The following is a 25372-nucleotide window of genomic DNA, read 5'->3' as shown; positions in this document are numbered from 1 at the left end:
GAAAGCAAATCGCTCACCGGAAATAACTGTTACTTTCTCGGTCGGCTTTCGTAACCACTACCACGCCCGGCGACGAGCGGTCGATATGGACGAACGTGTCGAGTCGCTCGCCGAACAGGACGGCTGGCAGGCCGAAGGATTCGCGGCCCGCGTCCACTACCGCGGCGGCGACGATTACTACAGCATCGAGTTCTACGCGCCGAGCGAGTGCGTAATTTACTGGAAAGTGAAAGGCGACGGCGAAACCGCGGTGCCAGTCGGTCGGGACACCGTGCCCGACCCCCTGCGCGAGCGCATCCGGCAGGACTTGGCCGAGGCCGACGTGGACCCCGAGGTCGAATCGCGGTCATTATAATTTTGTTTGCCCGCACGCGAAGGGCGTCCGGCCACCGCCTGTGAGTCGCTCCGGTCGCCCGGTGTGAGTCGCCTCGGTGAAACTCGACGCCGTGTGATTCGACAACAAGGAACCGTCAGCGATAAGAGCTAGCTCTGCCTCACTTCAAAGTCCGAATGAGGACGCGCAGACTGTCTGACACGGTATTTCGATTCGAAGGAAAGTTTTTCAAGAGTCGGACCTTTTGCAAATGATAATGAGTATCAAAGACCAAGAAGACGACCCGTTCGGGGAACAACGGGAAAACGCCGAAAACCCCATGAAGCGGTTGTTCCTCGAATACGGGTCCGAAAACACGTTCGCGTTCGTCACGGGCATCGTGGCGAGTATCTTCGCGCGGGTGCTGAATCTCCTGCCGCCGCTCATCCTCGGAGTCGCAATCGACGCGCTCTTTTCTGAAGGTGCGGCGAAGGTGCCGTATCCGGAGGCGTTCGCCGGACAGTTCCCGCTCGTGTCCGAATCCCTCGCGGCAGAGATTTCACCGGCGACGACGACCGAACAGTTCTGGTTCTCGGTCACAATCGTCGCCGCCGCGTTCGGGTTCGGTGCGGCTTTCCACTGGGCGCGCAACTGGGGTTGGAACTCCTTCGCCCAGAACATCCAGCACTCGATTCGGACCGACACCTACGACAAGATGCAGAGACTGAACATGGACTTCTTCGCCGACAAGCAGACCGGCGAGATGATGTCCATCCTGTCGAACGACGTGAACCGACTGGAGCGGTTCCTCAACGACGGGATGAACTCTGCCTTCCGCCTGTCGGTGATGGTGGTCGCCATCGCGGTCATCCTGTTCAGCATGAACTGGCAACTCGCGCTAGTGGCGATGGTGCCGGTGCCGCTCATCGGCCTGTTCACCTACAAGTTCGTGGAGATTATTCAGCCCAAGTACGCCGACGTGCGTTCGGCGGTCGGCAAGGTCAACTCCCGACTGGAGAACAACCTCGGCGGGATTCAGGTCATCAAGACCTCTAACACCGAGAGCTACGAGTCCGACCGAGTGGAAGACGTGTCCAACGACTACTTCGACTCGAACTGGGGCGCTATCGTCACCCGCATCAAGTTCTTCCCCTCGCTCCAGATTCTGTCGGGCCTCGGCTTCGCGCTGACGTTCGTCGTCGGCGGCCTCTGGGTCCTCAACGGTTCGGGACCGTGGTTCTTCACGGGCGAGTTGAGTCGCGGTGAGTTCGTCGTGTTCATCCTGTTGACCCAGCGGTTCATCTGGCCGATGGCGCAGTTCGGCTCCATCATCAACATGTACCAGCGAGCCTTCGCCTCCAGTTCCCGCATCTTCGGCCTGATGGACGAACCGAGCCGAATCCGCGAGGAGCCAGACGCCGAGGACCTCACGGTCGAGGACGGCGAAGTGGTCTACGACGACGTGAGCTTCGGGTACGACGACGACGAGACCATCGTCAACGACATCAACTTCGAAATCGAGGGCGGCGACACCCTCGCGCTGGTCGGGCCGACCGGCGCGGGTAAATCCACCGTCCTGAAGTTGCTCCTCCGGATGTACGACGTGAACGACGGTGCCATCCGCATCGACGGCACCGACCTCCGGGACGTGAGTCTGCCGAGTCTGCGCCAAGCAATCGGCTACGTGAGTCAGGACACGTTCATGTTCTACGGCACGGTCAAGGAGAACATCGCCTACGGCACCTTCGACGTGGACGACGACGAAATCGTGGAGGCCGCGAAGGCCGCCGAGGCCCACGAGTTCATCCAGAACCTGCCGGAGGGCTACGACACCGAGGTCGGCGAGCGCGGCGTCAAACTCTCGGGCGGTCAGCGCCAGCGAATCTCCATCGCTCGCGCGGTCCTCAAAGACCCCGAGATTCTGGTGCTGGACGAAGCCACCAGCGACGTTGACACCGAGACGGAGATGCTCATCCAGCGGAGTCTGGACGAACTCACCGAAAATCGGACCACCTTCGCCATCGCCCACCGCCTCTCGACTATCAAGGACGCCGACAAAATCGTGGTCCTCGAAGACGGCGAAATCGTGGAGCGGGGCACCCACGCGGAACTGCTCGAAAACGGCGGTCTCTACGGCCACCTCTGGGGCGTGCAGGCCGGCGAAATCGACGAACTGCCCGAGGAGTTCATCGAGCGCGCGGCCCGCCGGACCGCCAGCGTCGAGACCGACGCAGACGACTGAGCGGTCGCGGCGTCGCACCCGCAGACGCTATTTTCTTCCCGCCGGCTACCGCCGCCGGTATTTCCCGCCGCTCTTGTCCACGGCGGTTTTCCCGCCGGCTACCGCCGCCGGTATTTCCCGCCGCTCTTATCCCGCTGAAAGTCACGCTGACGAGCGCGCTGTCGGTCGAACTGGCGTTCGTACTCGCGCTGTCTGCGCTGGCGCTCGACCGACTGGCCGCGATTTCTGCCGCGGGGCCGGTCCCGCGGACCGCCGTACTTCGGAACCTCGGCCTGCTCCGATTCGGCCCGCCGCCCGCGGTCGGATTCGGACCGGCGTTCGGTCTCCGGTCGGCGCTCGGTCTCGCCCCGAAGTTCGGATTCTCGTCGTCGCGGGGAGCCGGGTTCGCCGTCCCGTCCTCGGTCGCTCGACTCCGGTTCGGTCGGCCCTCGCAGGGGTTGGGTCCGTTTCGGCGGCGTCTCCTCGACTCGTCGGTCCTCGTCGGTCCGGCGTCGTTTTTCCCGCCGGGGCGATTCGCCACCTCGGACATCTACCGGTTCTCCTTGGCTACTTTGCTGTTTCTTTCCACTATCTACCTGATTATTTTGGACATCTCTAGATTGCTTCGAGCCGTAGCGGCGAGACGACTGAGGCGGTTGCTGAGATGGTCGGTCCGACTCGCGTCCGCCAGTCTCGTACCCGCCCATCCCGTATCGTCGCTCCGGTCGTCGGTCGGTCCGCGCTCGGAGAGCGTCGGGGTCGCCGGGTGCGTCGTTCTGCGCGTCCCACGCCTGCCGGCGAGTCGCTGGTTCCGGTTGCTCCTCGCGGCCCGCGTTGGCGTACGTTCCGGGGGACGGGCGCTCGGCGTCGGGTCCGGCCCGTTCCGCGTCGGACCTGCCTCGCTCGTCGGTCTCGTCGTCGGTGTTCGGGTCGTCGGTTGCCATGTCGGTTGCAGATTGCGCGAATCCGCGAATAAACCGGGCCGACCGTTCACACCGTTCGCACCGCTGGCGGGCGGTTCAACGCGGCGTTACGGGACGAAAAGCGAAATTGCCCGCTCGTTCAGGCCGTCCCGACCGGCACGTCGTGGTGGTCGGCGACGAGGAACTCGATGCCGTAGTCGCTCAGCCACGTCAGCACAGTCCGGACCGACTCGGGGTCGGCGACGCGATAGGGCGCGCCGGTACCGGGGTCCTCGCCGACCTTGACGCCGAGGCCCCGGTCGTCCAAGACGCTGAAAGCGGCCTCGTCGGTCGTATCGTCGCCGACGTACATCGGAAGCCATCGCTCGTCGTCTGGCACGAGTTCGCCGTAGAGTTCCCGGACGGCCTCGCCCTTGTCCCACTCGACCGCGGGCCGGAGTTCCAGCACGTTCTTGCCGGTGGTCAGGCGCACGTCGTCGCGGGTGGCGACCAGTGTCTCGACCGCGTTCTCGACGGTCGGAACCTCCTCGTCGGCCACGAGTCGGGTGTGAACCGTCGCGGTCACGCCCTTGTTCTCCACGATGACGCCCTCGATTCCGGCGAGTTGGTCGGCCAGCAGGTCACAGATGATGTCGATGTCGCGCTCGCCCGCCTTCGCCTCGGGGTGGACCTCGTACTCGCTGGCGTGAATTTCGAGACCGTGGTTGCCCGCGTAGGAGATGGCTTCGTTCAATCCGACTCGCTCTCGCACGTCGGCCAACTCTCTGCCGCTGACGACCGCGACTTCGACGTTCTCCTCGGCGGCCAGCGCCGCGACCGCCTCGCGGGTCGGGTCGGGTATCGCGGCCTCGTCAGGTCGGCGCTCGATGGCCGCGAGGGTGCCGTCGAAGTCGAGCGCGACCAGCAGGCCCTCGTGGTCCACTAGCTCCTCGACCACGGCGTAGAGGTTGTTGCGGAGTCTGGCGGGCAGTTCGCGTTCGAGGTCGGTGTCGGGGTCGGAGGATTCGGTATCGGACATCGGGGGTTCAGTCCTATCGGTGGGCTGTCGTACCATCGTCGCGGTCAGTCGTCGTTCGGTTGCGGACGCTTCCGGCGGAGCGAGTCTCTGCCCCGCTCGATTGCAGTGGCGGTCTGGAAGGTCGATTCCAACCACGCGAACACGTCTTGGGCGTGGACCTCGCGCTGGAGGTCCGCGATTCGCTTGCGGCGTTCGGCCCGCGACAGCGACAGGGCCTCGCCGATTGCGTCGGCGAACCCGGCAGTGTCGTAGGGGTGAACGAGGACCGCCTCGTCGCCCAACTGCTCGTTCGCGCCGGCGAGTTCGCTCAGCACGAGGACGCCGGGATTGCGGGTCTGGGCGGAGACGAACTCCTTGGCGACGAGGTTCATCCCGTCGCGGATAGGGGTGACGATTCCGAGGTCTGCCTCGCGGTAGAGCGCCGCCAGTCCCTCCTCGGGCACGTAGTCGGTGACGTAGACGATTGGCGTCCAGTCGTCGGTACCCAAGCGGTCGTTGATGCGCTCGACTTCGGCCGCCACCCGACTCTGGAGGGCGTCGTACTCGTCGATGCCGGACCTGCTCTCGGTCCCCTTCTGGACGTAGGTGAGTCGGCCGCGCCACTCGGGGTTTTCGACCCAGAAGCGTTCCAAGGCGGCGAGGCGTTGCTCGATGCCCTTGGTGTAGTCGAGGCGCTCGACGCCGACCGCCACGGTGTCTCTGGGGCCGATGCCGTGGGTCTCGCGGAACTCGGTCCACCAGTCACTGCTCTCGGCGGTCCCGTCGCCAGTCCTCCGAGCAACGCCGCTCTCGGCGAGGTCGGCCTGCCGAGCGGCGTCGATGCCGAGCGGGAAGGAGCGCACGAACGTCCGGTTGCCCCGGTAGGAGACGCTCCTGCTGGAGCGGTCCACTCGCGCGTCGGTCACGGCGTCCACGCAGTCGAGGAAGTTCCGGCAGTACTCGTCGGTGTGGAACCCCACGAGGTCGTTTGCGAGGAGACCGTCCAAAAGCGCCTCGTACTGCGGGCAGGCCCGAAACACGTCCCACGAGGGCCACGGGATGTGCCAGAAGTGGGTCAGGAAAGCCTCGGGACGCTCCTCGCGGACCTCTCGGGGTGCCAGCGCGAGGTGGTAGTCCTGAAACCAGACTACGGGGTCGGTACCGGAGCAGTCGGTCGCGTCGAGAATCGCGTCGGCGAAGTCGTCGTTGGTCTCGCGGTAGGCCCGCCAGAAATCGTCGTCGGGCGTCATCTTGGCGGTGTCGAGGTGACACAGCGGCCAGAGGACCTGATTGGCGTATCCCCGGTAGTAGCCCTCGACCTGCTCGTCGGTCAACCAGACCCGCCGGAGGTCGTAGGCGGGGTCCTCGGGCGGCACGGCCACGGTGTCGGCGGCGTCTACGACCTCGCGGTCGGCCTCGCCGTCCCCCCACGCGACCCACGTTCCCTCGGCGGACTGCATCACCGGGTCGAGCGCCGCGGTGAGACCGCCCGCTGGTCGGTCTACGGCTATTTCGTCCTCGTCGGACGTGCCTTCGTCTCCGTCTTCGAAGGCGTGACTGTACGGTTGGCGGTTCGATACCACGACGAGTTCCCGGTCGTCGCAAAGGTCGGCAACCGTCTCTGCGGCCGATTTGGCTGTCGCCCCTGTCACGTTCGAGTTCATTCTGAGCGTAGTTCTCCTCTCCGACGGCAGAGCGCCCGCCATCGGCGAATCTATTACCGAGACGTAGCCGACACGGCAGGATAATGTAGTCGTCCGTTCAGGTTAGTTCACGAACGTTCCGGAGGAGGAACGACTCCCTACTCTCGCAGGGGTTCACTTCAGGCTGTGTTTATCGCGGAGTAAGCCGTGATTACGGTTCCGGCGAAAGTCCATCAGGACTATTTTCGACTCGTTAGGAGAGTTTTCGAGAGACAGCGCCGAGAAGAATAATCCAAGTATCTAACAACTACGAAAGGAGTCGGCAGTAGCTATCCTCCGTTCAACTATATCCCTCGAAGACGAATACAATCGGACACGACGAAAACAGATTGTCCTCGAACTGTCCCGATACGAACACTCCTACGAACCGACATAGAATGACGGCAACCAGTTAGAACGAGACGTTGTTTGGTGCCGAGGAGAACGCCCCGCGGTCGGTGTACCCCTTCCGACCGACTGCCGACCCGCTGACCGAGTTGAGGACGGCCTGCCGGGCCTCGGCCGCCGACGCGCAGGTGTCGGTCAGCGGTGCCAGAACCGCAGACAGCGTCTCGGACCCGTCGGCGAACTCGATTTTGTACTCGCCGTACTCGTCGGTGAGTTCGTCGATGGTCGCGGGGTACTCGTGGCCGTCCAAGCGCGCCGCCAGTTCCCCGAACTCGACGCCTTGCTCGCGGTGAGTATCCGTCACGGTCGTTGGTTTGGGACTCGGGCGGATAACCTCGGTGGCCGCTTAGAGATATATCTATATTTCTTTTCTACTTATTTCTATATGCTTCAGTTATACATAGTTGTGTTTCAGGTGATTGTGATGGAGTTTGTCGGAGTTGGGTTCGGTGTGGCCGATTTGTCGGTGTTGGTTTTGTCGGCGTCCGCCTGTCGGAGTTAGCGTCGTCGTGACCAGTTCGTCGGCGCTAGCTTCAGGCGTGAGCGAATCGTACCGCACCTCGCACTCTCCTGTGGGTCTCCCTCGTCGCTTCGCTCCTCGGTGCGATGCTCGTCCACCGGCAGACAACCCACGTCTGCCGAGCAGTCGGTCACTCCGCTCCCGACGACTCGCACGAGTCGCTCCTTCGTTCTGCTCTGTCGCTCCCGCGCGCCAAGGTGAATAGTAGGGCCTATCTCACTAATCAAGAAATCCGTCTCGAAGCGCGAGTCACTCTCGGGGCAACGGTTAACCGCCGTCCCGTCCAGTCGATAGGTATGCACGTCGCTATCGTGGGTGGTGGTATCGTGGGCCTCGCCAGCGCGTACTACCTCGCCGAGCGGGGGGCCACCGTAACCGTCTACGAGAAAGGCTCAATCGGGAGCGGAAGCACCGAGCGGTCGGTCGGGGGCATCCGCGCCCAGTTCTCCACGCCGGTCAACGTCGAGTTGTCGCTGGCCAGCATGGAGATTTGGGAGGACTTCGAGGAGACATTCGGCGTGGACATCGCCTACCGGCGTCCGGGCTACCTCTTTGCCGCACGGGACGAGGCCACCGCCGAGGCCTTCGAGGCGCAGGTGGCGATGCAGAACGAGTTGGGCGTTCCGAGCGAACTCCTCGCGCCAGACGAGGCCGCCGAACACTGCCCCGGCCTCCAAACCGACGAGTTCGTCTCTGCGACCTACTCGCCGACCGACGGGTTCGCCGACCCCCACCTCGCGCTCCAAGGGTTCGCCGAGTCTGCGCGAGAGGCCGGGGCCGAGATTCGCACGAGGACCGGCGTCACCGAAATTCACCGGGCGGGCGACGAAGTGACCGGAATCACCGCCGAGGGCGAGCCCTGCGAGTACGACTTCGTGGTCAACGCCGCGGGACCGTGGGCACAGCAGGTCGCTCGGATGGCCGACGTGGACCTGCCGGTCGCACCCAAGCGCAGACAGATGCTCGTCGTGGACCCCGAAACGCCGGTTCCGGAGGACGTGCCCCTCACCATCGACCTCGACACCGGGTCGCACTTCCGGCCCGAGCGCGAGGGAAAGGCGCTCGTCGGCGGACACTTCCCGAGCGCCGAAAGCGGGGGCGAGGCCGACCCCGACCAGAACCCCGACGGCTTCGACCGGAAAATCGACCTCGACTGGGCGGTCGAGGCCATCGAACGCGCCGGCGACTGCGCGACCTACTTCGGCCCGGACTCCGAGATTCGCCGTGGCTGGGCCGGTCTCTACGCCGTCACGCCCGACCACCACCCGGTCATCGAGGAGACCCTGCCGGGATTCGTCAACGCGGTGGGCTTCTCGGGCCACGGCTTCCAGCACGCCCCCGCAACCGGGCAAATCGTGGCCGAACTGGTGCTGGACGGGGCGTCCTCGCTGGTGGACGTCTCGGCGCTCGCCAGTGACCGGTTCGAGACGGGCGAACTGGTCGAGGAGCGAAACGTCGCGTGACGCGGCGGAATATCTGCGTTGCTGACTATTATATAAATGTTACCTGCGCGCGTTCGCGCGAACCGATGAGAAGCGGAGAGAGCGGGGATAAGAAGCGCACGATACCTCGGACCCTCGTTCAGCAGTTAAGAGGGTACGAACAACGACCGAACGTAATGATGTCAAGTGCCCGAATCATCTGAGTCACCTCCACTTCTGAACTGTCCCCAGTGCCACAAATATCTTTTCGCCAATTTTAGATTGTATTTAACTACTAATCAAGTTCTATTTTACACGATGATGGGCCGACTCGTACATTTATGTGCGATAAGTTCCATCCACACGGTATGGTTGATAGCTCCGAGTTCGGCGACTTCGGCGGTCGCCACGTGCCAGAACCACTGAAAGAACCCCTCGAACACCTTGCCGAGGCCTTCGACGAGATTCACGACACCGACCGGTTCCGACAGCGATTCCGGAACTATCTGGAGGACTTCGCCGGGCGACCGACGCCGGTCTTCCACGCCGAGCGACTCTCCGACGAGTTCGGTGCCCAGATTTACCTCAAGCGCGAGGACCTCCTCCACGGCGGCGCGCACAAAATCAACAACTGCCTCGGGCAGGCCATCCTCGCCGAGGAGGCCGGCAAAGACCGCCTCATCGCCGAGACCGGCGCGGGCCAGCACGGCGTGGCCACCGCGATGGTGGGCGCGCTGTTGGGCATCGACACCGAGATTTACATGGGCAAAAAGGACGCCGACCGCCAGCGAATGAACGTCTTCCGGATGCGCCTGATGGGCGCGGAGGTCAACGAGGTCACTCGCGGCGGGTCGGGCCTCGCCGACGCGGTGGACGTGGCGCTCGAAGATTTCGCGGAGAACATGGACGATACTCATTATTTGGTCGGTTCGGTCGTCGGCCCCGACCCCTTCCCGCGAATGGTCCGGGAGTTTCAGGCCGTCATCGGCAGAGAGGCCCGTGACCAGATGCAGGAGAAGGTGGGCCAACTTCCGGACGCCGCAGTCGCCTGCGTCGGCGGCGGGTCGAACGCCATCGGCCTGTTCCACGCCTTCCGGGACGACGACGTGGACTTCTACGGCGCGGAGGGCGGCGGCAAGGGCGAGGGGTCGGGCCAGCACGCCGCACCGCTCGCGGAGGGCGAGGAGGGCGTCATGCACGGGATGAAGACCCGAACCTTGGACGAGGACACCGAGGTCCACTCGGTGTCGGCGGGCCTCGACTACCCCGCCGTCGGCCCGGAACACGCCATGTATCAGGCGGTCGGTCGGTGCGACTACCGCGCGGTCGAAGACGACGCCGCCTTGGACGCCTTCCGGACGCTCTCGGAGAAGGAGGGCATCATCCCCGCGCTGGAATCGAGTCACGCCGTCGCGCTGGCGCGGGACCTCGCTCAGGACATGGACGAGGACGACGTGATTCTGGTGAACCTCTCGGGCCGAGGCGACAAGGACATGGAGCAGGCCGCCGAGATGTTCGACCTCTAAAAGCAGATTGGGTGGAATTTTAGGCGTAGTAGAACTCGACGACCTTGAACGCACTCCAGATCGAGACGACGACAGACCCGACCAAGATGAGGCCCGCGAGGTAGAACGGGATTGGAGTCTCCACGCCGGCCGCTCCGACGAGGTAACTGGCAATCCAGTTGAGGACGTAGTAGACGACGGGTGCGACGAAGAGCAAGGAGAGGCCGACTGCTCCGAGTACCTCCATCCGACTTAGATTCTCTTGGCTCAGCAACCGCCGGGGTTCGACCATACCACTTGTTGGCTAGAGATAAACATAAATACACTCACTGATTTCCGGGGCGCGAAAAAGTTCGGCGAGAGGCCGGGACTCGGAAACAACTACGAGTTCTTTACAAATATATAGTTGTGTTTAATATAGATGTAGTTATTTCTCGTGGAGCAGTCCCGACCGCCGACAGACACGGCGGTCCGGACGCTCCGACGGACCGAACTCGTTTCCGGTCGTCTACTCGGTCGTCGTCTGCTCACCGCCCGCACCGCGGACGACCACCTCCTCGATAACGTCCTCGTCCCACATGAAGTGGACGAACGGTTGGGTCTCGCCGTTCGGCAACTCGAAGGCGGTCGGCACCGGGTTCGCCTGTGGCCCCTCCGGCGTCGCCTTGATGGGCGGCAGGAACAGGTGGGTGTGATGCGGGTGACCGAGGTAACGCTCGTCCGACGAGAGCGGGACCTCCTCGTCCAGCGCCAGCGCGTAGCTGTCGGCCTTCCGGACGTTCTCGGAGGTCATGAAGTGGATAACGCGGCCCTCGTCCACCGTCTCGCCGTTGATTCGGAGCGCGCCGACGCCCCAGAGCGCGCCGTAGTTGAACAGTCGGGGCATCAGGGGCGTCCCGGTCCCCGTGATTCCGTGAAGCCACGTCCCGGTGACGACTCCTCCGCCGGTCTCCCACGGCGGGAACGGCGGCTTGACGATGTGGTCGAGTATCACCTCGTACTCGTTGCCCGCCGGGTCGGCGAACTCGGCCGTGACCTCGGCGGTGTCGAGCGTATCGCCCGGTTCGCCCGGCGTGTCGTATGGCTGGCGGTCTACGTACCGCACGTCGAGGAGGCCGTCGGTTTCCTGCGCCGAGTCGCTGTAGCCCGTGAGGATGTCGGTGATGGTGTACTCCGACCCGTCGGCGTTCGTCCGGCGCTGTTCGACCGGGAGACCGACCTGAAAGGTCTGTTCTTGCAGGAGTTGCTTCACCGGGCCTTGGGCGACGTTCACCCAGTGCTGGCCGGTCATTCGCGGGTTCTCGGGCGTGCCGAAGACGTACTCGCTAATCTGGCGTCGGCCGGGAAGCACCCAGTGGCCGGTGTTGCCTCGCTCTTGGGTCACGTGGACCTCGATGCCCGGCCAGTCGTCCGCGGCGTTTTGTGAATCGTTCTGTTCGACTCGAATCGGTACGTCTGCGAAGCGGTCGGCACCGAGCGCGCCGACGCCGGCGAGCGCGCCGAGTTGCAGAAACTCTCGTCTGTCGTGTGTCACTGTTCCCAACCCCACGCAATCGACGACGGGAGGAGAAGTAAGCACGCCGCGGTCGTGCAGTCAGCGTGCGAAAGCGAAACAGCAGACTCAGAACTCGTCCAATCCGACGTTCTCGCCCTGATACGACCCGGCGTAGGTGTCGTCGTGGTCGGCCTCGGCGAGGACGAGTTGGGCGATGCGCGCGCCGGTCTCGATTTCGATGTCGTGGTGGACCTCCAGCAGGCCCTCGCCCTTGCCCTCGTAGCCGGCGTCCCAGACCGCGGTGTTGAGCATGCAGGAGTTGCGTAGAAGCGACGACCGGGGGTAGATGTATCCGACGTGGTTCTCCGGAATTTCGACGGTCTCGGCGTACTGAACCACGTAGCCGCCCGGCGTCAGGTAGTAGGTTTCGGGGGCGTCGTCGGCGACCTGTTCGGTCTCCAGTTGTCGGCGGTCGCCGACCTCCTTGCCGTCCCGGCCGATGCGTCCGGGTTCGCGCTGTTCGTAGACCGCTTCCAGCGTGAGGTCCACGCCGTTGGGTTGAATCTGGTCGTCGTCGGTCTCCGAAACGTGTTCGGCGACGAAGGGGCCGCTTTCGAACATGTGCGTTCGGTCCGACCGGAACGGTATAGCGTTGGCGGAGTCGTCTCGCGCGTGAGACGCGGTCCCGCTTCGGACAATTTTTGCCACACGGCGTCGGGGTTTACTACGGCCGTACAGAACCGAAACACGCGGGATTTATACCTTTGGAGGGCCGATATTCGGTCGATATGGGACAGACGCTAACGGAAAAAATCCTCGAGGACCACCTCGTCGAGGGCGAACTCGAAACCGGCGAGGAGATCGGAATCGAGATCGACCAAGTTCTCACGCAGGACACGACAGGGACGCTCGTGTGGCTTCAGTTCGAGGCGCTCGGACTGGACGAAGTGCAGACCGAACTGGCGGCGCAGTACTGCGACCACCAGACCTACCAGTTCGACTTCAAGAACACCGACGACCACCGTTTCCTCCGGTCGGCCGCGGGCACCTACGGCGCGCACTTCTCCCGACCCGGTAATGGGATTTGTCACAACGTCCACAAGGAGAACTTCGCGGCACCCGGCAAGACGATGCTTGGCTCGGACTCCCACACGCCGACTCCCGGTGGCCTCGGCGAACTCGCCATCGGTTCCGGCGGTCTCGACGTGACGGTCGCCATGGGCGGCGGCGCGTACTACATCGAGATGCCGGAAGTCGTCAACGTCCGACTCGAAGGCGAACTCCCCGAGTGGGGAACCGCCAAGGACGTCATCCTCGAGATGCTCCGACGACTCAGCGTGAAGGGCGGCGTCGGCAAAATCTTCGAGTACACCGGTCCGGGCGTCGAGAGCCTCTCGGTCCCCGAGCGGACGACCATCACCAACATGGGTACCGAACTCGGTGCCACCTCGTCCATCTTCCCGACCGACGAGAATACGAAGGACTACCTCGAACGCCTCGGTCGCGGCGACGAACACGTCGAAATCGGCCCCGACGAGGACGCCGACTACGACGACCAAATCACCATCGACCTCTCGGAAATCGAGCCGCTCATCGCCAAGCCCTCGATGCCCGACAACGTCGTGCCCGTCAGCGAAGTCGAGGGCACGGAAGTCGATCAGGTCATGATCGGCTCCTGTACGAACGGTGCCTACGAGGACATCCTCCCGGCCGCCAAGATGCTGGAAGGCCGCTCGACGAACCAGACGACCGAGATGATCGTCGCGCCCGGTTCCAAGCAGGCCTCCGAGATGCTCGCCCGGAACGGCCACGTCGCCGAGATGATGGCCGCCGGTGTCAACTTCTCCGAGGCGACGTGTGGTGCCTGTATCGGCATCGGTCACGTCCCGGCCAGCGACTCCGTTTCGCTCCGTACCTTCAACCGCAACTTCGAGGGTCGGTCCGGCATCGAGGACGACAACGTCTACCTCTGCTCGCCGGAAGTCGCCACCGCGGCGGCAATCAAGGGCGAAATCGTGGACCCGCGCAACCTCGCCGACGAACTCGGCGACCTCGAGGACCCCGGCTTCGAGATGCCCGACGAGTACATCGGAAGCAACGTGGACCTCATCTCCCCGGACGAGGCCCCCGACGACGAACTCATCAAGGGTCCGAACATCGGCGACGTGCCGCTGAAGGACGAGATGGGGTCGGACCTCGAAGGCCCGAACCTCCTGAAGATGGAGGACAACATCACGACCGACCACATCATCCCGGCGACCTCGGACATCCTGAAGTTCCGGTCGAACATCCCGAAGCTCTCGGAGTTCACCCTCTCGCGCGTGGACGACCAGTTCGCCGAGCGCGCACAGCAGTCCGACGGTGGCTTCCTCGTGGCCGGCGAGAACTACGGTCAGGGTAGCTCGCGCGAACACGCGGCGCTCTGCCCGATGTACCTCGGCGTGGAGGGCGTCCTCGCACAGAGCTTCGCCCGCATCCACAAGGCGAACCTGTTCAACTTCGGTCTCATCCCGCTGACCATCGACGAGGAGACCTACGAGAAGATAGACCAAGGCGACAACATCGAAATCGTGGACGACGTGGCCGAGGCAGTCCGCTCCGGCAAAGAGGAGTTCACGGTTCGCGTCAACGACGAGTGGGAAGCGACGGCCCACCTCGACGCCTCCGAGCGCGAGCGCCAGATTCTCGCCGACGGTGGCAAGCTCTCGCACACGAAGAAGCAGGCCGAGTCCGGCGGCGACTCGCCCGCTCCCGCGGACGACTAACTCGCACACCGAATTCTTTCGTTTTTCGCGTCCTCGCCAGCGACTGGTAACGGCGGAATTACCGCGATACACTCGTCTGTCGATAGGGTGCGTATCTCCGGTTCGAAGTAAAAAAGCGTATTTCGCTGACTCGATTAGTTGCGTCTAATCAGTACATACAGGCCGGCTCGTCGGGGAGCGAAGGACCATTGCAGTGGCTCAGGATGAATCCGAACATACTTTCTCACCTCCAAATATGTAATATTGCTCACAACACTTTAAACTAATTACTGATTTGTTACATTATGTTGGATTTTCGAGCAATTGCGTCAGTAGCCTCTCGAATATTGAACAGTTGACTCCCGGCACCGTTCAAAAGGTGGGGGTGGGTGGGGGAGATTTCGGGAGCTTGCACCTCCGGCCGGAGAGTGCATTTCGTTCTTATGATTAATACTACTAAAGAATTACGGGCCGTCGTCGGGCATGACACTCATAAGGGTCGGGCGAGAAGCCGCGAGTAGTGACAACGACTCCCGTGGGCGACGAAGGTGACGTGGAGATTCGTCAGGCCGCGCAGGCCGACCTGCTCGCGGTGCTTCGCATCGAGCGGGCCTCGTTCGACCAGCCGTGGCCGTTCTCGGCGTTCGACCGGTACGTCGAGGAGCCCGGCTTTCTGGTCGCGGTCAAAGACGAGCAGACGGCGGGCTACGGTTCCGACGACGCCGAGAGCGTAGTCGGCTACGTCGTGGCCAACCTCGTGCCCAACCACGGGCGGTCGTTCGGCCACATCAAGGACATCGCGGTCCACCCCGACCACCGCGGCGAGGGCATCGGGGCGGAACTGCTGGAGCGGGCGCTCCACGTCTTAGAAGTTGGCGGTGCCCGGAGCGTCAAACTCGAAGTTCGGGCGAGCAACGAGCGCGCCCAGTCGATGTATCGGAGCTTCGACTTCGAGTACCTCCGGACGGTGCCGCGGTACTACGACGACGGCGAGGACGCGCTGATTATGGTGGTCGATTTGGACGAGTAGCGTGGCGCTTTTCGGCGCGGGCGACCTACGGCCGGGCATGGGATACGCCTGTCCGGTCTGCGAGACGCCTCAGTCCGACGCCGAACACCTCGCCAATCACCTCGCGTTCACGGCGATGCTCGGCGACGCCGACCACGAGGAGTGGCTGGACGACCACGCGCCCGACTGGCAGGAACAGGGCGAGGACGAACTCGCCGAGCGCGTCGAGGAGTACGCCAAGGAGGTCGGTTTCCCGCAGGTGTTCGAAGATACGACCGGCCACGACCACAGCCACGGCGACGAACCGCGCGGCGGCGACCTGTTCGAAGACGAACTGGAGCGCGCCAACTCGCAGGGCCGGGGTTCGATGGCCGGCGGCGCTGGCGGACAGGGCGGTGCGGGTGCCGGGTCGCTCGACGCCGAGGCCCAGTCGATTCTCCAAGAAGCACAGGAGATGACCGAGGAGATGCTGGACGACGAGGACGAAAAATCAGCGAGCGACGACGAGTAGCCGACCACCCGCCAGCGGGCGCTCGGTGAAATCGACCACCGGCAGACGCTCGGCCAAATTTTCTCTGGGTGGGATGAAGGGGCCGCGCGCTCGACTGTGCCCGGAGGAAGTAAGCACCGCAGGCCGAAGGCCGAGGAGCGCAACGAGTCCCGGCCGTCGAGCGAGCGGGGCTTCAAGAAGACGACACTCCAATTCCATCCCCGACGACTCACTTCACATCATCTCCAAATCGAACAGAGCCTAGACGAAAATCAGTAGTCCCCGCCCTGCCAAACGCCCGGACATGAACACGCACGGATTTCTCGCGCCCGAATCGGAAACCGAGGCCCGCGAACGGTACGAAGCGGTCGGTCCCACGGCCCAGACCGTCGTCAAGGAGACGGCGAAGGCGATGGCGTTCGACCCCGACGAGTACGACCGGCGCGTGACGGGCGAGGTCGTCGAGACCGCCCGAGACGCCCTGTTCGCGTCGCTCCTGACGGTCCGAACCGGCACGCGCGAGGAGTACGACGACTGGTTGGCCGACCGGGACCGCGAGGTGATAGAGCAAGGCTCCGAGAACGTCGAACACGTCGCGTGGCACGACGCCCTCGGCGAGACCGTGGTCTCGGCGACCTACCAGAGCGAGGAGCGCGCCGCGGTGGCGACCCTCCAGCGACAGGCGTTCGGCCGGGTCTACCGGGACCTCCTCTGAGCGCCCGGAAAGAAATAAATACAGTTGGAAAGGAACGAATTACAATCCCGAGCCGACGCGATTAGTTGCCTACCGTTCGAGGTCTACGCTCTCGGCGGTCTCGCGCACGTCGTCGGAACACGCCCGGTACTCGTCGTTGGGCGCGTTGCACTTCCCGTCGCAGGGGTGGTTCACGAGGACCTTCAGTCGGTGGACCGCCTCGTCGGAGAGGACCCGTCCGATTGCGCGGGGGTCCTCGGCGTCGTCGGGGTCGTCCGCGTCGGCGAGCGCCGCCACGTCGAGGCCGAGGTCGTCTTCGAGGAAGTTCTCGGCCACGCACCGCCGCCACGCGAACTCGCGGGCGGCGTCCTCGCCCTCGTCGGTCAGGGTGACGCCCTCGTACTTCTCGTAGACCGCGAGACCCCGGTCGTCCAGCGTGGCCAGCATCTGGGTGACGCTCGCGCCGCTCACGTCGAGGAGGTCCGCGAGTTCGCCGGGTCGCGCCCGCCGGTCGGCCTCGGCGGTCAGCACGTGGATGGTGCTGAGGTACCGACCGACGCTCTCGGAAACATCGGTCATTTGAGTAGATGGAGGGCGTGAGCGAGTATAAACGTGTTCCCGGCGAGCATCGCACTCCTCAATTTCGGTCAGAACAGCGGTTTGCGGTCGGAATGATGGTCCCGGTCGAGTCGAAGTTGAAGTCGAAAGTGGCAGAGAGCTAGCTACTCCCGAAGCCGAGGCGTCACCGCACCGACCCGCACCGCGACAGCCACATACCTCCCCAACCGATTGCGTTGCTCACTTCGTTGCGCTACTCATCCCTCGCGCGATTCGGCGCAGTCACGAGAGACTGCGCCAGCACGCGCCGGATAGAGTGTGGAGATAGCGTCCGCCGTCGGTTTCTGATTTCGATGCCGCCTCGAAGGAGCCACGTTTTAGCCTCCGGCCCCCGATTTCCCCCCATGAGCGACGATTGGCGCGTCATCGAGTCGGTCGCCGAGTACGAAACCGGGTGGTACACCGGAGGCTACGACCTCGTGGAGCAACCCGACGGTTCGACCAAGAAGTACTACTGGGCCGAACTCCCGCCCGCTGTCGTCATCTTGGCAGTCACCGACGGGCAGGTCGTCTTCGTCGAGCAGTACCGGCCCGTCATCGGCGAGGAGTGCCTCGAATGCCCGGCCGGAATCGTAGAAGACGGCGAGTCCTACACCCAAGCCGGTGCCCGAGAACTGCGCGAGGAGACCGGTTTCGAGGCCTCCGGAATCAGCCTGCTCGAGGACTTCTACTGCTCGACCGGCGTCCTGCGCCACGAGCGTGGCATCGTCTTCGCCGAAGGTCTGACCCCGGTCGAGCGCAATCTCGACAGCAACGAGTTCCTCTCGGTTCGCCCGATGCCCGTCGAGGACGCCCTCGAGACGGCGCGCGAGAACCCCGCCAACGACGCCACTATCGAGGCCCTCCTGCTGGCCGACGAGGAAGGACTGATTTGAACGAAACCCGAGGCCGGCCTGACGATGCAGACGCCCGCAGTCCCAGTCGTCGGCCGAGCGTCCTCAGTCGCAGAAGATTCGCACGCGGTCGGGGTCCACTACGACCCGGCAGTCGTGGTGGTCGAATTCGACCCGGCCGTCGGTCCGGGGCGTGCCGTCGTGGCGACGCCCGAAGATGGTGTCCAGCGCGTCGGAATCGACCGTCTCGTACAGCGGCGGGAGTTCGCGGACGTCGGTGTCTAGCGCCTCCGCAATCGCCGTGACGACGGCTTGGCTAGGTGTATTCGCCTCGTCTACTCGCCGCTCGACTGCCGGTGTGCGCGATTCGACTCTCGTAACTGAATTGCCCGTGTCCATCGTATCTACCCCCAGTCGTCACTTGGTGGAGTCACGACGCTGGAACTTGTCGGGCGCTCCCCCTCGGCCTTCGGGTGGATATTTCAACCTCTTTAAGTAGCGTTCGGCGTCTGAGTCGGCTCACGTGTCGGTGACGAGGGTCCGAGCGATGAGTTTGGCCTCGGCCCGGCGCATCCGGCCAGACACCGCGGTCGGCGAGAGACCCTGCAGTTCGGCGAGTTCTTCGAGCGTGATGTCGCGTGGCTCCTCGAAGTAGCCGTGTTCGAGCGCGGTCAGCAGGGTGTCGCGCTGTTCGGGCGTCAGGTCGTACTTGCCGTCGGCGTCGAGTTCGGTCAGCGAGTGGAGTCGCCGGAGTTCCAGCGAGATGCCGTGATTGTTGCAGTCGGCCTGAAACGCCCGGACGCTCTCGTGGGTTGCGAACCGAAGTTCGAACCGCCACGTGTCCTGTTGACCGCTGGCCTCCAGCACGGTGGCGTCGGCGCTCCGGATGATGCGCCCGAGGTCGGTCAGCACGTCGGTCCACTCCACCCGGTAGAGGCGCTGGTCGTCCACGCTGTCCACGACGCGGAGCGAGGAGACGAGCGGTTGCTCGCGGACCGTCTCGGCGAAGGCGTCCAAATCGTCGCCCCACGCCCAGAAGAACGGAAGCACCTGCATTCGCGTCGGCACGACCTTCTCCAGTTCGATTCGCACGTAGGGATGGGCTGAGAGGGCCTCGCCCAGCGCGAACTCCTCGGCGGGCGTCGTGAACTCCGCGATGATGCTCATCGCGTTGACTATCGACCTCCGCGGTTAAAAATAGACTTGCTAACAATTTGAGATATTACCGTCGGGCCGTGACGACCGCCCGAATCTCGGCGACGTACTCCTCGCGGTCGAGGCCGATTCTGGGCAACCAGACGTTCTGGTAGGAGGGATGCAGGAGCGGCAGGACGGTGGTCCCGAACTCGACGGACGAGACCGGTTCCAGCACCGAATCGAGGAACCCGCTGGAGTCGTCCGAGTCTCCCGACTCGCCCGACTCGCCCGATTTCGCGGAGCGGTCGCCCAGCACCGACCGGGTGGCGTGCTTGCCGGTTGTCGCCACGACTGCGGGCGAGATTCGCTCGATTTCGGTCCGGAGGTGTCGTCGGCAGTTCGCGCGCTCCTCGGCGGTGGGTTCTCTGTTCGTCGGCGTTTCATCTCGCCCGGACTCGTCGTCCCTCGGGAAGCACTTCACCGCGTTGGTGAAGTAGAGTTCGTCGGGAGCGAGGCCCGCGTCGGCGAACAACGCTCGGACTTTCCGGCCGGAGTGACGCGAGGTGTAGGCCATCCCGGTCCAGTTGCCGCCACGCCAGCGGTCGGCCTCCGGGTCGCCGAACGCCGGGGCCTCGCCGACCACCACCACGTCGGCGTCGAGCGACCCGTTGCCCCACGAGATGCACTCGCGGGCCTCGACCAGCGCGGGGCACCGCGAACAGTCCGGTTCGAGTGGGTTCCGCGAGTCGGAGTCGGGGAACTCGGGGGCGGAATCGGAAGACTCGGCCATGTTCGGGGTTGGACCGCCGACTCCCTGAATGTCCCGTCTTCGGGTCGGCGAAGCAATTCTGTGGACTGTTGTAGACAACTCTGTCATCGGTAAAGACACGTGTAGTTGTCTTGACCCGCCGGATACCACGCCCTTGTTCGCTCGCGGAAGCTATTTGCCGCCGGTCGCACACCAACGACGCATGGACGACCTCAGCGTTCGCTCCGCGGAGGCGGGCGACGTGGCCGACGTTCGGCGAATCGCACGCGAGTCGTGGCACGCGGCCTACGACGACATCGTGGGTCCGGAATCGGTCGGTTCGGTCGTGGACGAGTGGTACGACCTCAACCACCTCCGGCGGTCTGTCGAGCGCGACGACGGCGTGTTCCTCGTCGCGGAAATCGGCGGCGGGAGCGAGGACGCCGACGCCACAGACGACGCTGACGACCCCGAGGTCGTCGGCTTCGCGCAGGGGGTCCTCGGCGGAGCGGACGATTCAGCGGAACTCCCGCGCATCTACGTCCACCCCGACCACTGGGGCGAGGGCGCGGGGTCCGCGATGCTCGAACGAGTCGAGGACGAGTTAGCCGACCGAGGAGCAGAGCGCCTGCGACTCGTCGTGCTGGCTGACAACGAGATTGGCAACGCCTTCTACGAGAGACACGGCTACCCGACGGTCGGAAGCCGAGAATCCGAGTTCGAGGGCGAGACTTACGCCGACTACGTTCGAGAGAAAGAACTCTAGGTATCGACGTTTCGGAAGCGGACCTCGATTCGGAGGCCGCCGGCTTCCGAGTCGGTCGCCCGAACCGACCAGCCGTGGGCGCGAACGATGTCCTCCACGATGCGGAGACCCAGACCGGTCCCCGACTCGCTGGTGGTGTAGCCCCGCTCGAACAGTTTGTCGTGGCCCTCCTCGACGCCCACGCCGTCGTCGGCGACGTAGAAGCCGTCGTCGGTGTCGAGGCCGCCGACTTCGACCGTTACCTCGTCGCCGCCGTCTACAGCCGAGGACTCGCCGGTCGTCGGACCGTGTTCGACGGCGTTGCGGAATAGGTTCTCGAACAGTCGCCTGAGACGCGACTCGTCGCTGGGCACCTCGTCGGGCAGGTCGGCGGTTTCGAGGTCGGCGTCGTCCGTCTCGACCATATCCCACGCGTCTTCGACCGCCGCGGGAACCGAGTTTTCGGTCGGGTCTCGGACGGTTCGGCCCTGTTCGGCGAGTTCGAGCGCCTCGTCCACCAACTCCTCGATTCGGCCGAGAGCGTTCTGTATCGGTTCAACCCGGTCGCTGTCGCAGTCCTCGGCGAGGAGTCGCGCGTTCCCGTCGGCGACTTCGAGGGGGTTTCGCAGGTCGTGGCTCAGGACGCTGGCGAACTCGTCCAGACGCTCGTTCTGGCGCTGGAGTTCGCGCTCCCTGCGCTTCTGGTCGGTGATGTCGGTGTAGATGACGAAGCCGTCGGCGTCGTCGCTCGGGGCCTCGACGGTGTGAAGCAGGAAGTCCCGCGGCCCGTCGGCGGTGTTGCGCCGGACCTCCCGGCCCGAGACGTGTTCGCCGTTCTGCATCTGGCCGTTGATTTCGGCGGCGTCGTCCTCGGCCCCCTCGGGGATGATGCGCTCGTCTATCGACTCGCCCGAAATCTCGTCTAACTCCCACCCGAAGACCTCCTCGAACGTCGGGTTGGCCGCCGAGATAACGGGGTCGCCGTCGTCGAACACCCCGACGCCGATGGCGTGGGGGATGTTGTGGAACAGCGCCGCGAACCGGTCGCGCTCGTTCCGGAGTTGCTCCTCGGAGCCGAGTCGGTCGAGCGCGGCCGAGACGTGGGCCAACAGCAGTTCCGCGAGTTCGAGGTCCCGGTCGCTGAACCCGTCCACGTCCCGAGAGACCGCCTGAAAGATGCCGTGGTCGTCGATGGGAATCGTCAGCGCCGACCGGTAGTCCGACTCGGCCGGGGCGACCCCGTGGGACCGGAGGTCGTTGATGCGGACCGACTCGCCCTCCCGGAAGACGCGGGCCGCCATGTTGTCCTCGGCGTCGATGGAAGTCGAGCGATAGTAGCCGTCGGAGGGGACGCCCTTCGAGACTGCCTGCGGGACGAGTCGGTCCCCCTCGGCGAGACTGATGTCGCAGAGGTCGAACTCCAGAATCTCCTCGGCGGCCTCGACCGCCAACTTCGAGAGTTCGGTCCGGTCCGAGCAGGTGGCCGCCTTGGCCGCCGTCTGGTGGAGCGCCTCGATTTTCTGGCGCGTCTGGCGGAGTTCCATCTTCGCGCGGTTCTGGGAAATCGCGTTCTCGATGCGCTTGGCCAGCACCTCGTAGTGGTCGGTGCCGGTCTCCTTCTGGAGGTAGTCGGTCACGCCCGCCGAGATGGCCTCGGAGGCGATTTCTTCGCTCCCCTTCCCGGTGTAGAGGATGAACGGGAGCGAAGGGTACTCCTCGCGTACCGCTTCCAGAAGCTCCAACCCGTTCATGTCGGGCATGTTGTAGTCGGAGACAACGCAATCGAACTCGGAGCCGTCGCGAATGCGTTCGAGCGCATCGGTCGCCGAGTCGGTCGCGGTGGTAGACATTTCCTCGTCGATTCGCTGGAGATATTCGGCCGCCATATCGGCGAGGCCCGGCTCGTCGTCAACGACGAGCACCCGCTTGCCAGAGGACGCCATGGTAGTTAGAGGTTAACAGTGACGTATAAAGTTTCCGAGTAATGCCTGAAGATTTAATGCTGTATTCGGACCCTATCTTTAGAAGATACTTGGAGAGCGGGATAGAGGCATAGCTTTTCTAGTGCGACACTCGAAATTAATGCTGAAGTCGGTAGCTACTCGTCTACGACTTCGATACCGCGGTTGTTGACCGCGGCGGCGTCGAGACCGACCTCCTCGAGGAACTTCTTGTACTCGCGCTCGCAGGCCTCGGCGTCGGCCTGCTTGTCGCTGGCACGGTCACAGAGCGCCACGAGGTCCTCGGGCACGTCGTTGCTGTAGACGATCCAGTGGTTGATGAGGTCCGACAGTCGCCGGATGGGACTGGTGAAGTGGCCGTAAATCTCGAAGTTGAGCGCGTGGTGGCCCCCGAAGGGGTCGTTCATGTACTTCGCGCGCGGCATCACCTTCATCACCGCCCACTGAATCTTGTCGAGTTGGCGCTCGGGGGCCTCCTCGAGCGTGGCGTTGACCGCCTGTCGGGGGTCGTCCCACTTCGAACCGGGGATGGAGACGCCGTTGAGGTCCTGAATCTCCTGCAAGGCCTCGCCCCACTCGTCGGGACTGGGTTGGGGATGGACGCGGTACATCGCCTCGACGCCGCGGTCCCACATCAGTTTGTGCGTGACGGCCTTGTTGGCCTTCAGCATGCACTCCTCGATGATGGTGTGAGCGCGGTCCCGCCGGGGGTTGAGGACGAGACTGCCGTCCTCCTTGCGCTGTTCGTGCATCCGGTCGGCGAGTTCCCAGACTAGTTGGTTCTTCTCGGCGAGGTCCACCTCGGGGTCTTCGAGCAGGTCGTCTGCAGTCTCGGGGTCGTCCAGCAGGTTCTCGGCCTCGGTGTAGGTCAGGCGGGCGTCGCTCTCGATGACCGACTTGTAGATTTCGATGGTCTCGAAACTCAGGTTCTCCTTGTCGAGGTGCATCTCGACGGTGTGGGCGAGTCGGTCCTCGTTGGGCACCAGCGAGCAGACGGTCTCTGCCAGCACCGGCGGGAGCATGTGGATGGTGTAGGCGGGCAAGTAGACGGTGTTAGCGCGCTCGACTGCCTCGTCCCACATGTTGGTCTCGGGGTTGACGTAGTGGGTCACGTCGGCGATGTGGACCCAGAGGACGAACTCGTCGTCGCGCTCCTCGATAGAGAGGGCGTCGTCGAAGTCTTGGGCGTCGATGGGGTCGGTGGTCCACGTCGTCATGTCCCGGAGGTCACGGCGCTCCGCTACCTCGTCCTGAATCTCCGATTGGATGTCCTCGGTCCGCTTCTCCGCCTCGGTCAGGACCTCTTGGGGGAACTCGTCTCGAATCTCGAACTTCTCGAATAGCTCCTCGCGCTTGTCTTCGAGTCGGTCGGCCAATTCGGGTGAAATCTCGACCGGGCCTTGTCCCTCGGGGGTTCCGGCCTCGGCTTGGGCGTCGCTCGTCATACCGAGTGATAACGGCGACGAGTAGTTAGGCGTATCGGAGCAACGCGAGCGTCGTCTCGACGGGTCGGCGTCGAGGAGTCCGGCGTACCGGGGTTAGTCGTAGCTTATCGCTCGTGGTCTAACGGTCCGTACCGCTCCTCTACGGCCTCGCAGTACCGGTCCAGAAATTCGGTCTCCGAGAGGCCGCCCGCGTCGATGTCTACCAGTAGGTCTTCGAGTTCGTCTCGCGGTTGGTGACAGAGCGCGGTGTGACAGTCCTTGCAGAGATACTCGAAATCCTTGCCTTTCCGGTTCCAGCGGTCGCCCTCCTTGTCGTATTCTCGGGCGTCGTCTCGGTGAAGTGTTTCGCCGCAGGCAATGCAATCGACCGAACTGCCCCGGCTACTCCGGGAACCCCACATACTTCGAACCACGGCCCGCCACTACTTGCGGTTTTTGGTCAGACACCACTCGATTTCGATTTCGAAGTCGATGAAAGTAACGAGTGCTTACCGTCGTGATTCCGACGAGCGACCGGAGGAAATTCGAGCGGCGTCCCCGAGGACGGTTGGGACGACGGAAACCGAGGGCCGCCACCGCGGGGCTTATTCGGCCGGGTGGTCAAAGACGAACCGATGGACGCCGAAATCTCTCCCGACGACGTTCACGAACTCCTCGAAACCGACGAGGAGGTCCGAATCGTGGACATCCGGCCCGAAGCCGCGTTCGAGCGAGGACACATCCCCGACAGCGAGAACATCCCCTTCCACGCGCTCGCCGACCGCATCGAACTCCTCGACGGTGCGGAGCGCATCGTCACCGTCTGTCCCCACGGCAAATCCAGCGTGCAGGCCGCGCGCCTGATTTCGTCCTACGAGGGCGTGCCCGACGACGCCCGCGTCGAGAGCATGGCCGGCGGTCTGGACGAGTGGGAGTACGAACTGGCCCAATCCGACGCCGACGAGGACGAAGTGGCCGAGGGGCCGGACGCGCCGTTCTGACGCGGACCCCGCCGAGACCCGGCCTCAGCGCGTTTCAGCAATAAAAGCATACCCTAAACAATTCTAATTCGTTTCTTCAGACCGGGAAAGATAGTCCGCCGCCGGAGAGGCGACCGCTCCCCGAGCGGGGTAGTCACTCGTTGACCCGTTTCGACAGCGCAAAACCGGCGTGGAGTTAGGCTACGTTGAAACCTTTGTCACGCAGGAAATCCTCGACGCGCCCGGAGTGATTGCCTTGGAGCTCTATCTGGCCTTCCTCGACGGTCCCGCCGCACGCGAACTTGGACTTCAGGTCCGAGGACAGGCTATCCAGATCGACGTCTTTGGGGTCGAATCCTTCGATTATCGTTACCTCTTTACCGTAGCGTCGCTCGTCGATGCGGATGTTGATTTGTTGAGACTCTTTGGCAACGTCCTCGCAGACGCAGAGCTCTTGAGGCAGTCCGCACGTCGAGCACACTTCCGACATTACAATTCGGGAAT

The 25372-nt window shown here is 63.9% G+C and carries 26 protein-coding genes; 11 read left to right on the top strand and 15 right to left on the bottom strand.

Translation table 11 applies throughout. The annotated features are described in order from the left end of the window. The first annotated feature begins 85 nt into the window (after positions 1-85). A complete protein-coding gene (locus P2T57_RS14665; protein WP_276299962.1) occupies positions 86-355 on the top strand; it encodes a DUF7538 family protein in 270 nt (89 codons plus the stop codon). A 235-nt stretch (positions 356-590) separates the two neighbouring features. Then, positions 591-2555, top strand: coding sequence for an ABC transporter ATP-binding protein (locus tag P2T57_RS14660; protein WP_276299961.1), 1965 nt, complete (start codon positions 591-593; stop codon positions 2553-2555). Positions 2556-2653: 98 nt separating this feature from the next. Here P2T57_RS14660 and P2T57_RS14655 read toward each other — a convergent pair whose 3' ends face one another. From P2T57_RS14655 to P2T57_RS14640, 4 genes are all read right to left on the bottom strand, one after another. Continuing rightward, positions 2654-3478, bottom strand: a complete 825-nt coding sequence (locus P2T57_RS14655) for a hypothetical protein (protein WP_276299960.1) — start codon at positions 3476-3478, stop codon at positions 2654-2656. 118 nt (positions 3479-3596) lie between these two features. After that, entirely contained in the window at positions 3597-4475 is an 879-nt protein-coding gene (otsB, locus tag P2T57_RS14650) for a trehalose-phosphatase (protein WP_276299959.1), read from the bottom strand. Positions 4476-4519: 44 nt separating this feature from the next. Then, positions 4520-6118, bottom strand: coding sequence for an alpha,alpha-trehalose-phosphate synthase (UDP-forming) (locus tag P2T57_RS14645; RefSeq protein ID WP_276299958.1), 1599 nt, complete (start codon positions 6116-6118; stop codon positions 4520-4522). Positions 6119-6548: 430 nt separating this feature from the next. Further along, the gene (locus P2T57_RS14640; protein WP_276299957.1) at positions 6549-6848 is read right to left on the bottom strand and encodes a DUF5789 family protein; all 300 of its coding nucleotides are present in this window, start codon (positions 6846-6848) and stop codon (positions 6549-6551) included. A 512-nt stretch (positions 6849-7360) separates the two neighbouring features. Here P2T57_RS14640 and P2T57_RS14635 point away from each other — a divergent pair. Both P2T57_RS14635 and trpB read left to right on the top strand, forming a co-directional pair. Further along, complete coding sequence (locus P2T57_RS14635; protein WP_276299956.1) at positions 7361-8527, top strand: NAD(P)/FAD-dependent oxidoreductase; 1167 nt, start codon at positions 7361-7363, stop codon at positions 8525-8527. 326 nt (positions 8528-8853) lie between these two features. Further along, complete coding sequence (gene trpB / locus P2T57_RS14630) at positions 8854-10011, top strand: tryptophan synthase subunit beta (RefSeq protein ID WP_276299955.1); 1158 nt, start codon at positions 8854-8856, stop codon at positions 10009-10011. A gap of 19 nt (positions 10012-10030) precedes the next feature. On the opposite strand, the gene P2T57_RS14625 is transcribed toward trpB, so the two are convergent. The 3 genes from P2T57_RS14625 to P2T57_RS14615 all read right to left on the bottom strand — a co-directional run bounded on the left by P2T57_RS14625 (position 10031) and on the right by P2T57_RS14615 (position 12106). Further along, a complete protein-coding gene (locus tag P2T57_RS14625) occupies positions 10031-10282 on the bottom strand; it encodes a hypothetical protein (protein ID WP_276299954.1) in 252 nt (83 codons plus the stop codon). A 216-nt stretch (positions 10283-10498) separates the two neighbouring features. Next, positions 10499-11524, bottom strand: coding sequence for a hypothetical protein (locus P2T57_RS14620; RefSeq protein WP_276299953.1), 1026 nt, complete (start codon positions 11522-11524; stop codon positions 10499-10501). 87 nt (positions 11525-11611) lie between these two features. Then, positions 11612-12106 (bottom strand): deoxyuridine 5'-triphosphate nucleotidohydrolase, encoded by a 495-nt coding sequence (locus P2T57_RS14615; protein WP_276299952.1) that lies wholly within the window; start codon positions 12104-12106, stop codon positions 11612-11614. 167 nt (positions 12107-12273) lie between these two features. Here P2T57_RS14615 and P2T57_RS14610 point away from each other — a divergent pair, with 167 nt between their 5' ends. From P2T57_RS14610 to P2T57_RS14595, 4 genes are all read left to right on the top strand, one after another. After that, on the top strand, positions 12274-14250 hold the full coding sequence (locus P2T57_RS14610) for an aconitate hydratase (RefSeq protein ID WP_276299951.1): 1977 nt from the start codon (positions 12274-12276) through the stop codon (positions 14248-14250). A gap of 499 nt (positions 14251-14749) precedes the next feature. Further along, the gene (gene rimI, locus P2T57_RS14605; RefSeq protein ID WP_276299950.1) at positions 14750-15259 is read left to right on the top strand and encodes a ribosomal protein S18-alanine N-acetyltransferase; all 510 of its coding nucleotides are present in this window, start codon (positions 14750-14752) and stop codon (positions 15257-15259) included. A 1-nt stretch (position 15260) separates the two neighbouring features. Next, entirely contained in the window at positions 15261-15749 is a 489-nt protein-coding gene (locus P2T57_RS14600) for a DUF5810 domain-containing protein (protein ID WP_276299949.1), read from the top strand. A gap of 283 nt (positions 15750-16032) precedes the next feature. Then, positions 16033-16443: a DUF5809 family protein gene (locus P2T57_RS14595; protein WP_276299948.1), complete on the top strand. Its 411-nt coding sequence runs from the start codon at positions 16033-16035 to the stop codon at positions 16441-16443. Positions 16444-16512: 69 nt separating this feature from the next. Here P2T57_RS14595 and P2T57_RS14590 read toward each other — a convergent pair whose 3' ends face one another. After that, the gene (locus P2T57_RS14590) at positions 16513-17001 is read right to left on the bottom strand and encodes a metal-dependent transcriptional regulator (protein WP_276299947.1); all 489 of its coding nucleotides are present in this window, start codon (positions 16999-17001) and stop codon (positions 16513-16515) included. Between the two features lie 383 nt (positions 17002-17384). On the opposite strand from P2T57_RS14590, the gene P2T57_RS14585 reads away from it, so the two are divergent. Then, positions 17385-17915: an NUDIX hydrolase gene (locus tag P2T57_RS14585; protein WP_276299946.1), complete on the top strand. Its 531-nt coding sequence runs from the start codon at positions 17385-17387 to the stop codon at positions 17913-17915. A gap of 63 nt (positions 17916-17978) precedes the next feature. On the opposite strand, the gene P2T57_RS14580 is transcribed toward P2T57_RS14585, so the two are convergent. The 3 genes from P2T57_RS14580 to P2T57_RS14570 all read right to left on the bottom strand — a co-directional run bounded on the left by P2T57_RS14580 (position 17979) and on the right by P2T57_RS14570 (position 19800). After that, complete coding sequence (locus P2T57_RS14580; protein WP_276299945.1) at positions 17979-18272, bottom strand: DdfA family disk-determining factor; 294 nt, start codon at positions 18270-18272, stop codon at positions 17979-17981. Positions 18273-18392: 120 nt separating this feature from the next. Continuing rightward, positions 18393-19040: a helix-turn-helix domain-containing protein gene (locus tag P2T57_RS14575; protein WP_276299944.1), complete on the bottom strand. Its 648-nt coding sequence runs from the start codon at positions 19038-19040 to the stop codon at positions 18393-18395. 55 nt (positions 19041-19095) lie between these two features. Further along, positions 19096-19800, bottom strand: a complete 705-nt coding sequence (locus P2T57_RS14570; RefSeq protein WP_276299943.1) for a uracil-DNA glycosylase — start codon at positions 19798-19800, stop codon at positions 19096-19098. Between the two features lie 181 nt (positions 19801-19981). On the opposite strand from P2T57_RS14570, the gene P2T57_RS14565 reads away from it, so the two are divergent. Next, the gene (locus P2T57_RS14565; RefSeq protein ID WP_276299942.1) at positions 19982-20524 is read left to right on the top strand and encodes a GNAT family N-acetyltransferase; all 543 of its coding nucleotides are present in this window, start codon (positions 19982-19984) and stop codon (positions 20522-20524) included. Here P2T57_RS14565 and P2T57_RS14560 read toward each other — a convergent pair. The 3 genes from P2T57_RS14560 to P2T57_RS14550 form a co-directional block, all read right to left on the bottom strand. Next, a complete protein-coding gene (locus tag P2T57_RS14560) occupies positions 20521-22446 on the bottom strand; it encodes a hybrid sensor histidine kinase/response regulator (protein ID WP_276299941.1) in 1926 nt (641 codons plus the stop codon). The two genes, P2T57_RS14565 and P2T57_RS14560, sit on opposite strands and share 4 nt — an antisense overlap. A 155-nt stretch (positions 22447-22601) precedes the next feature. Beyond that, complete coding sequence (locus P2T57_RS14555; protein WP_276299940.1) at positions 22602-23909, bottom strand: ribonuclease catalytic domain-containing protein; 1308 nt, start codon at positions 23907-23909, stop codon at positions 22602-22604. A gap of 104 nt (positions 23910-24013) precedes the next feature. Next, positions 24014-24310 (bottom strand): DUF7562 family protein, encoded by a 297-nt coding sequence (locus P2T57_RS14550; RefSeq protein ID WP_276299939.1) that lies wholly within the window; start codon positions 24308-24310, stop codon positions 24014-24016. A 213-nt stretch (positions 24311-24523) separates the two neighbouring features. Between P2T57_RS14550 and P2T57_RS14545 the strand changes: the two genes are divergently transcribed. Continuing rightward, positions 24524-24889, top strand: coding sequence for a rhodanese-like domain-containing protein (locus P2T57_RS14545; RefSeq protein ID WP_276299938.1), 366 nt, complete (start codon positions 24524-24526; stop codon positions 24887-24889). A gap of 175 nt (positions 24890-25064) precedes the next feature. Here P2T57_RS14545 and yciH read toward each other — a convergent pair whose 3' ends face one another. Further along, a complete protein-coding gene (yciH, locus tag P2T57_RS14540) occupies positions 25065-25358 on the bottom strand; it encodes a stress response translation initiation inhibitor YciH (protein WP_276299936.1) in 294 nt (97 codons plus the stop codon). Between the last annotated feature and the right edge of the window lie 14 nt (positions 25359-25372).

This window comes from Halorussus lipolyticus, assembly GCF_029338375.1.
Classification (GTDB): domain Archaea; phylum Halobacteriota; class Halobacteria; order Halobacteriales; family Haladaptataceae; genus Halorussus; species Halorussus lipolyticus.
Note: the sequence above shows the minus strand (reverse complement) of the source record. Positions and strands in the feature narration are given on the sequence as shown.

What these genes read in the sequence shown, in the direction of transcription:
- P2T57_RS14610 (WP_276299951.1), top strand. Translation starts at nt 12,274, where the DNA reads ATGGGACAGACGCTAACGGAAAAAATCCTCGAGGACCACCTCGTCGAG.
- P2T57_RS14665 (WP_276299962.1), top strand. Translation starts at nt 86, where the DNA reads ATGGACGAACGTGTCGAGTCGCTCGCCGAACAGGACGGCTGGCAGGCC.
- P2T57_RS14645 (WP_276299958.1), bottom strand. Translation starts at nt 6,118, where the DNA reads ATGAACTCGAACGTGACAGGGGCGACAGCCAAATCGGCCGCAGAGACG.
- trpB (WP_276299955.1), top strand. Translation starts at nt 8,854, where the DNA reads ATGGTTGATAGCTCCGAGTTCGGCGACTTCGGCGGTCGCCACGTGCCA.
- P2T57_RS14550 (WP_276299939.1), bottom strand. Translation starts at nt 24,310, where the DNA reads ATGTGGGGTTCCCGGAGTAGCCGGGGCAGTTCGGTCGATTGCATTGCC.
- P2T57_RS14660 (WP_276299961.1), top strand. Translation starts at nt 591, where the DNA reads ATGAGTATCAAAGACCAAGAAGACGACCCGTTCGGGGAACAACGGGAA.
- P2T57_RS14575 (WP_276299944.1), bottom strand. Translation starts at nt 19,040, where the DNA reads ATGAGCATCATCGCGGAGTTCACGACGCCCGCCGAGGAGTTCGCGCTG.
- P2T57_RS14585 (WP_276299946.1), top strand. Translation starts at nt 17,385, where the DNA reads ATGAGCGACGATTGGCGCGTCATCGAGTCGGTCGCCGAGTACGAAACC.
- P2T57_RS14560 (WP_276299941.1), bottom strand. Translation starts at nt 22,446, where the DNA reads ATGGCGTCCTCTGGCAAGCGGGTGCTCGTCGTTGACGACGAGCCGGGC.
- P2T57_RS14580 (WP_276299945.1), bottom strand. Translation starts at nt 18,272, where the DNA reads ATGGACACGGGCAATTCAGTTACGAGAGTCGAATCGCGCACACCGGCA.
- P2T57_RS14570 (WP_276299943.1), bottom strand. Translation starts at nt 19,800, where the DNA reads ATGGCCGAGTCTTCCGATTCCGCCCCCGAGTTCCCCGACTCCGACTCG.
- P2T57_RS14590 (WP_276299947.1), bottom strand. Translation starts at nt 17,001, where the DNA reads ATGACCGATGTTTCCGAGAGCGTCGGTCGGTACCTCAGCACCATCCAC.
- P2T57_RS14615 (WP_276299952.1), bottom strand. Translation starts at nt 12,106, where the DNA reads ATGTTCGAAAGCGGCCCCTTCGTCGCCGAACACGTTTCGGAGACCGAC.
- P2T57_RS14635 (WP_276299956.1), top strand. Translation starts at nt 7,361, where the DNA reads ATGCACGTCGCTATCGTGGGTGGTGGTATCGTGGGCCTCGCCAGCGCG.
- P2T57_RS14625 (WP_276299954.1), bottom strand. Translation starts at nt 10,282, where the DNA reads ATGGTCGAACCCCGGCGGTTGCTGAGCCAAGAGAATCTAAGTCGGATG.
- P2T57_RS14555 (WP_276299940.1), bottom strand. Translation starts at nt 23,909, where the DNA reads ATGACGAGCGACGCCCAAGCCGAGGCCGGAACCCCCGAGGGACAAGGC.
- P2T57_RS14655 (WP_276299960.1), bottom strand. Translation starts at nt 3,478, where the DNA reads ATGGCAACCGACGACCCGAACACCGACGACGAGACCGACGAGCGAGGC.
- P2T57_RS14545 (WP_276299938.1), top strand. Translation starts at nt 24,524, where the DNA reads ATGGACGCCGAAATCTCTCCCGACGACGTTCACGAACTCCTCGAAACC.
- otsB (WP_276299959.1), bottom strand. Translation starts at nt 4,475, where the DNA reads ATGTCCGATACCGAATCCTCCGACCCCGACACCGACCTCGAACGCGAA.
- P2T57_RS14565 (WP_276299942.1), top strand. Translation starts at nt 19,982, where the DNA reads ATGGACGACCTCAGCGTTCGCTCCGCGGAGGCGGGCGACGTGGCCGAC.
- yciH (WP_276299936.1), bottom strand. Translation starts at nt 25,358, where the DNA reads ATGTCGGAAGTGTGCTCGACGTGCGGACTGCCTCAAGAGCTCTGCGTC.
- P2T57_RS14595 (WP_276299948.1), top strand. Translation starts at nt 16,033, where the DNA reads ATGAACACGCACGGATTTCTCGCGCCCGAATCGGAAACCGAGGCCCGC.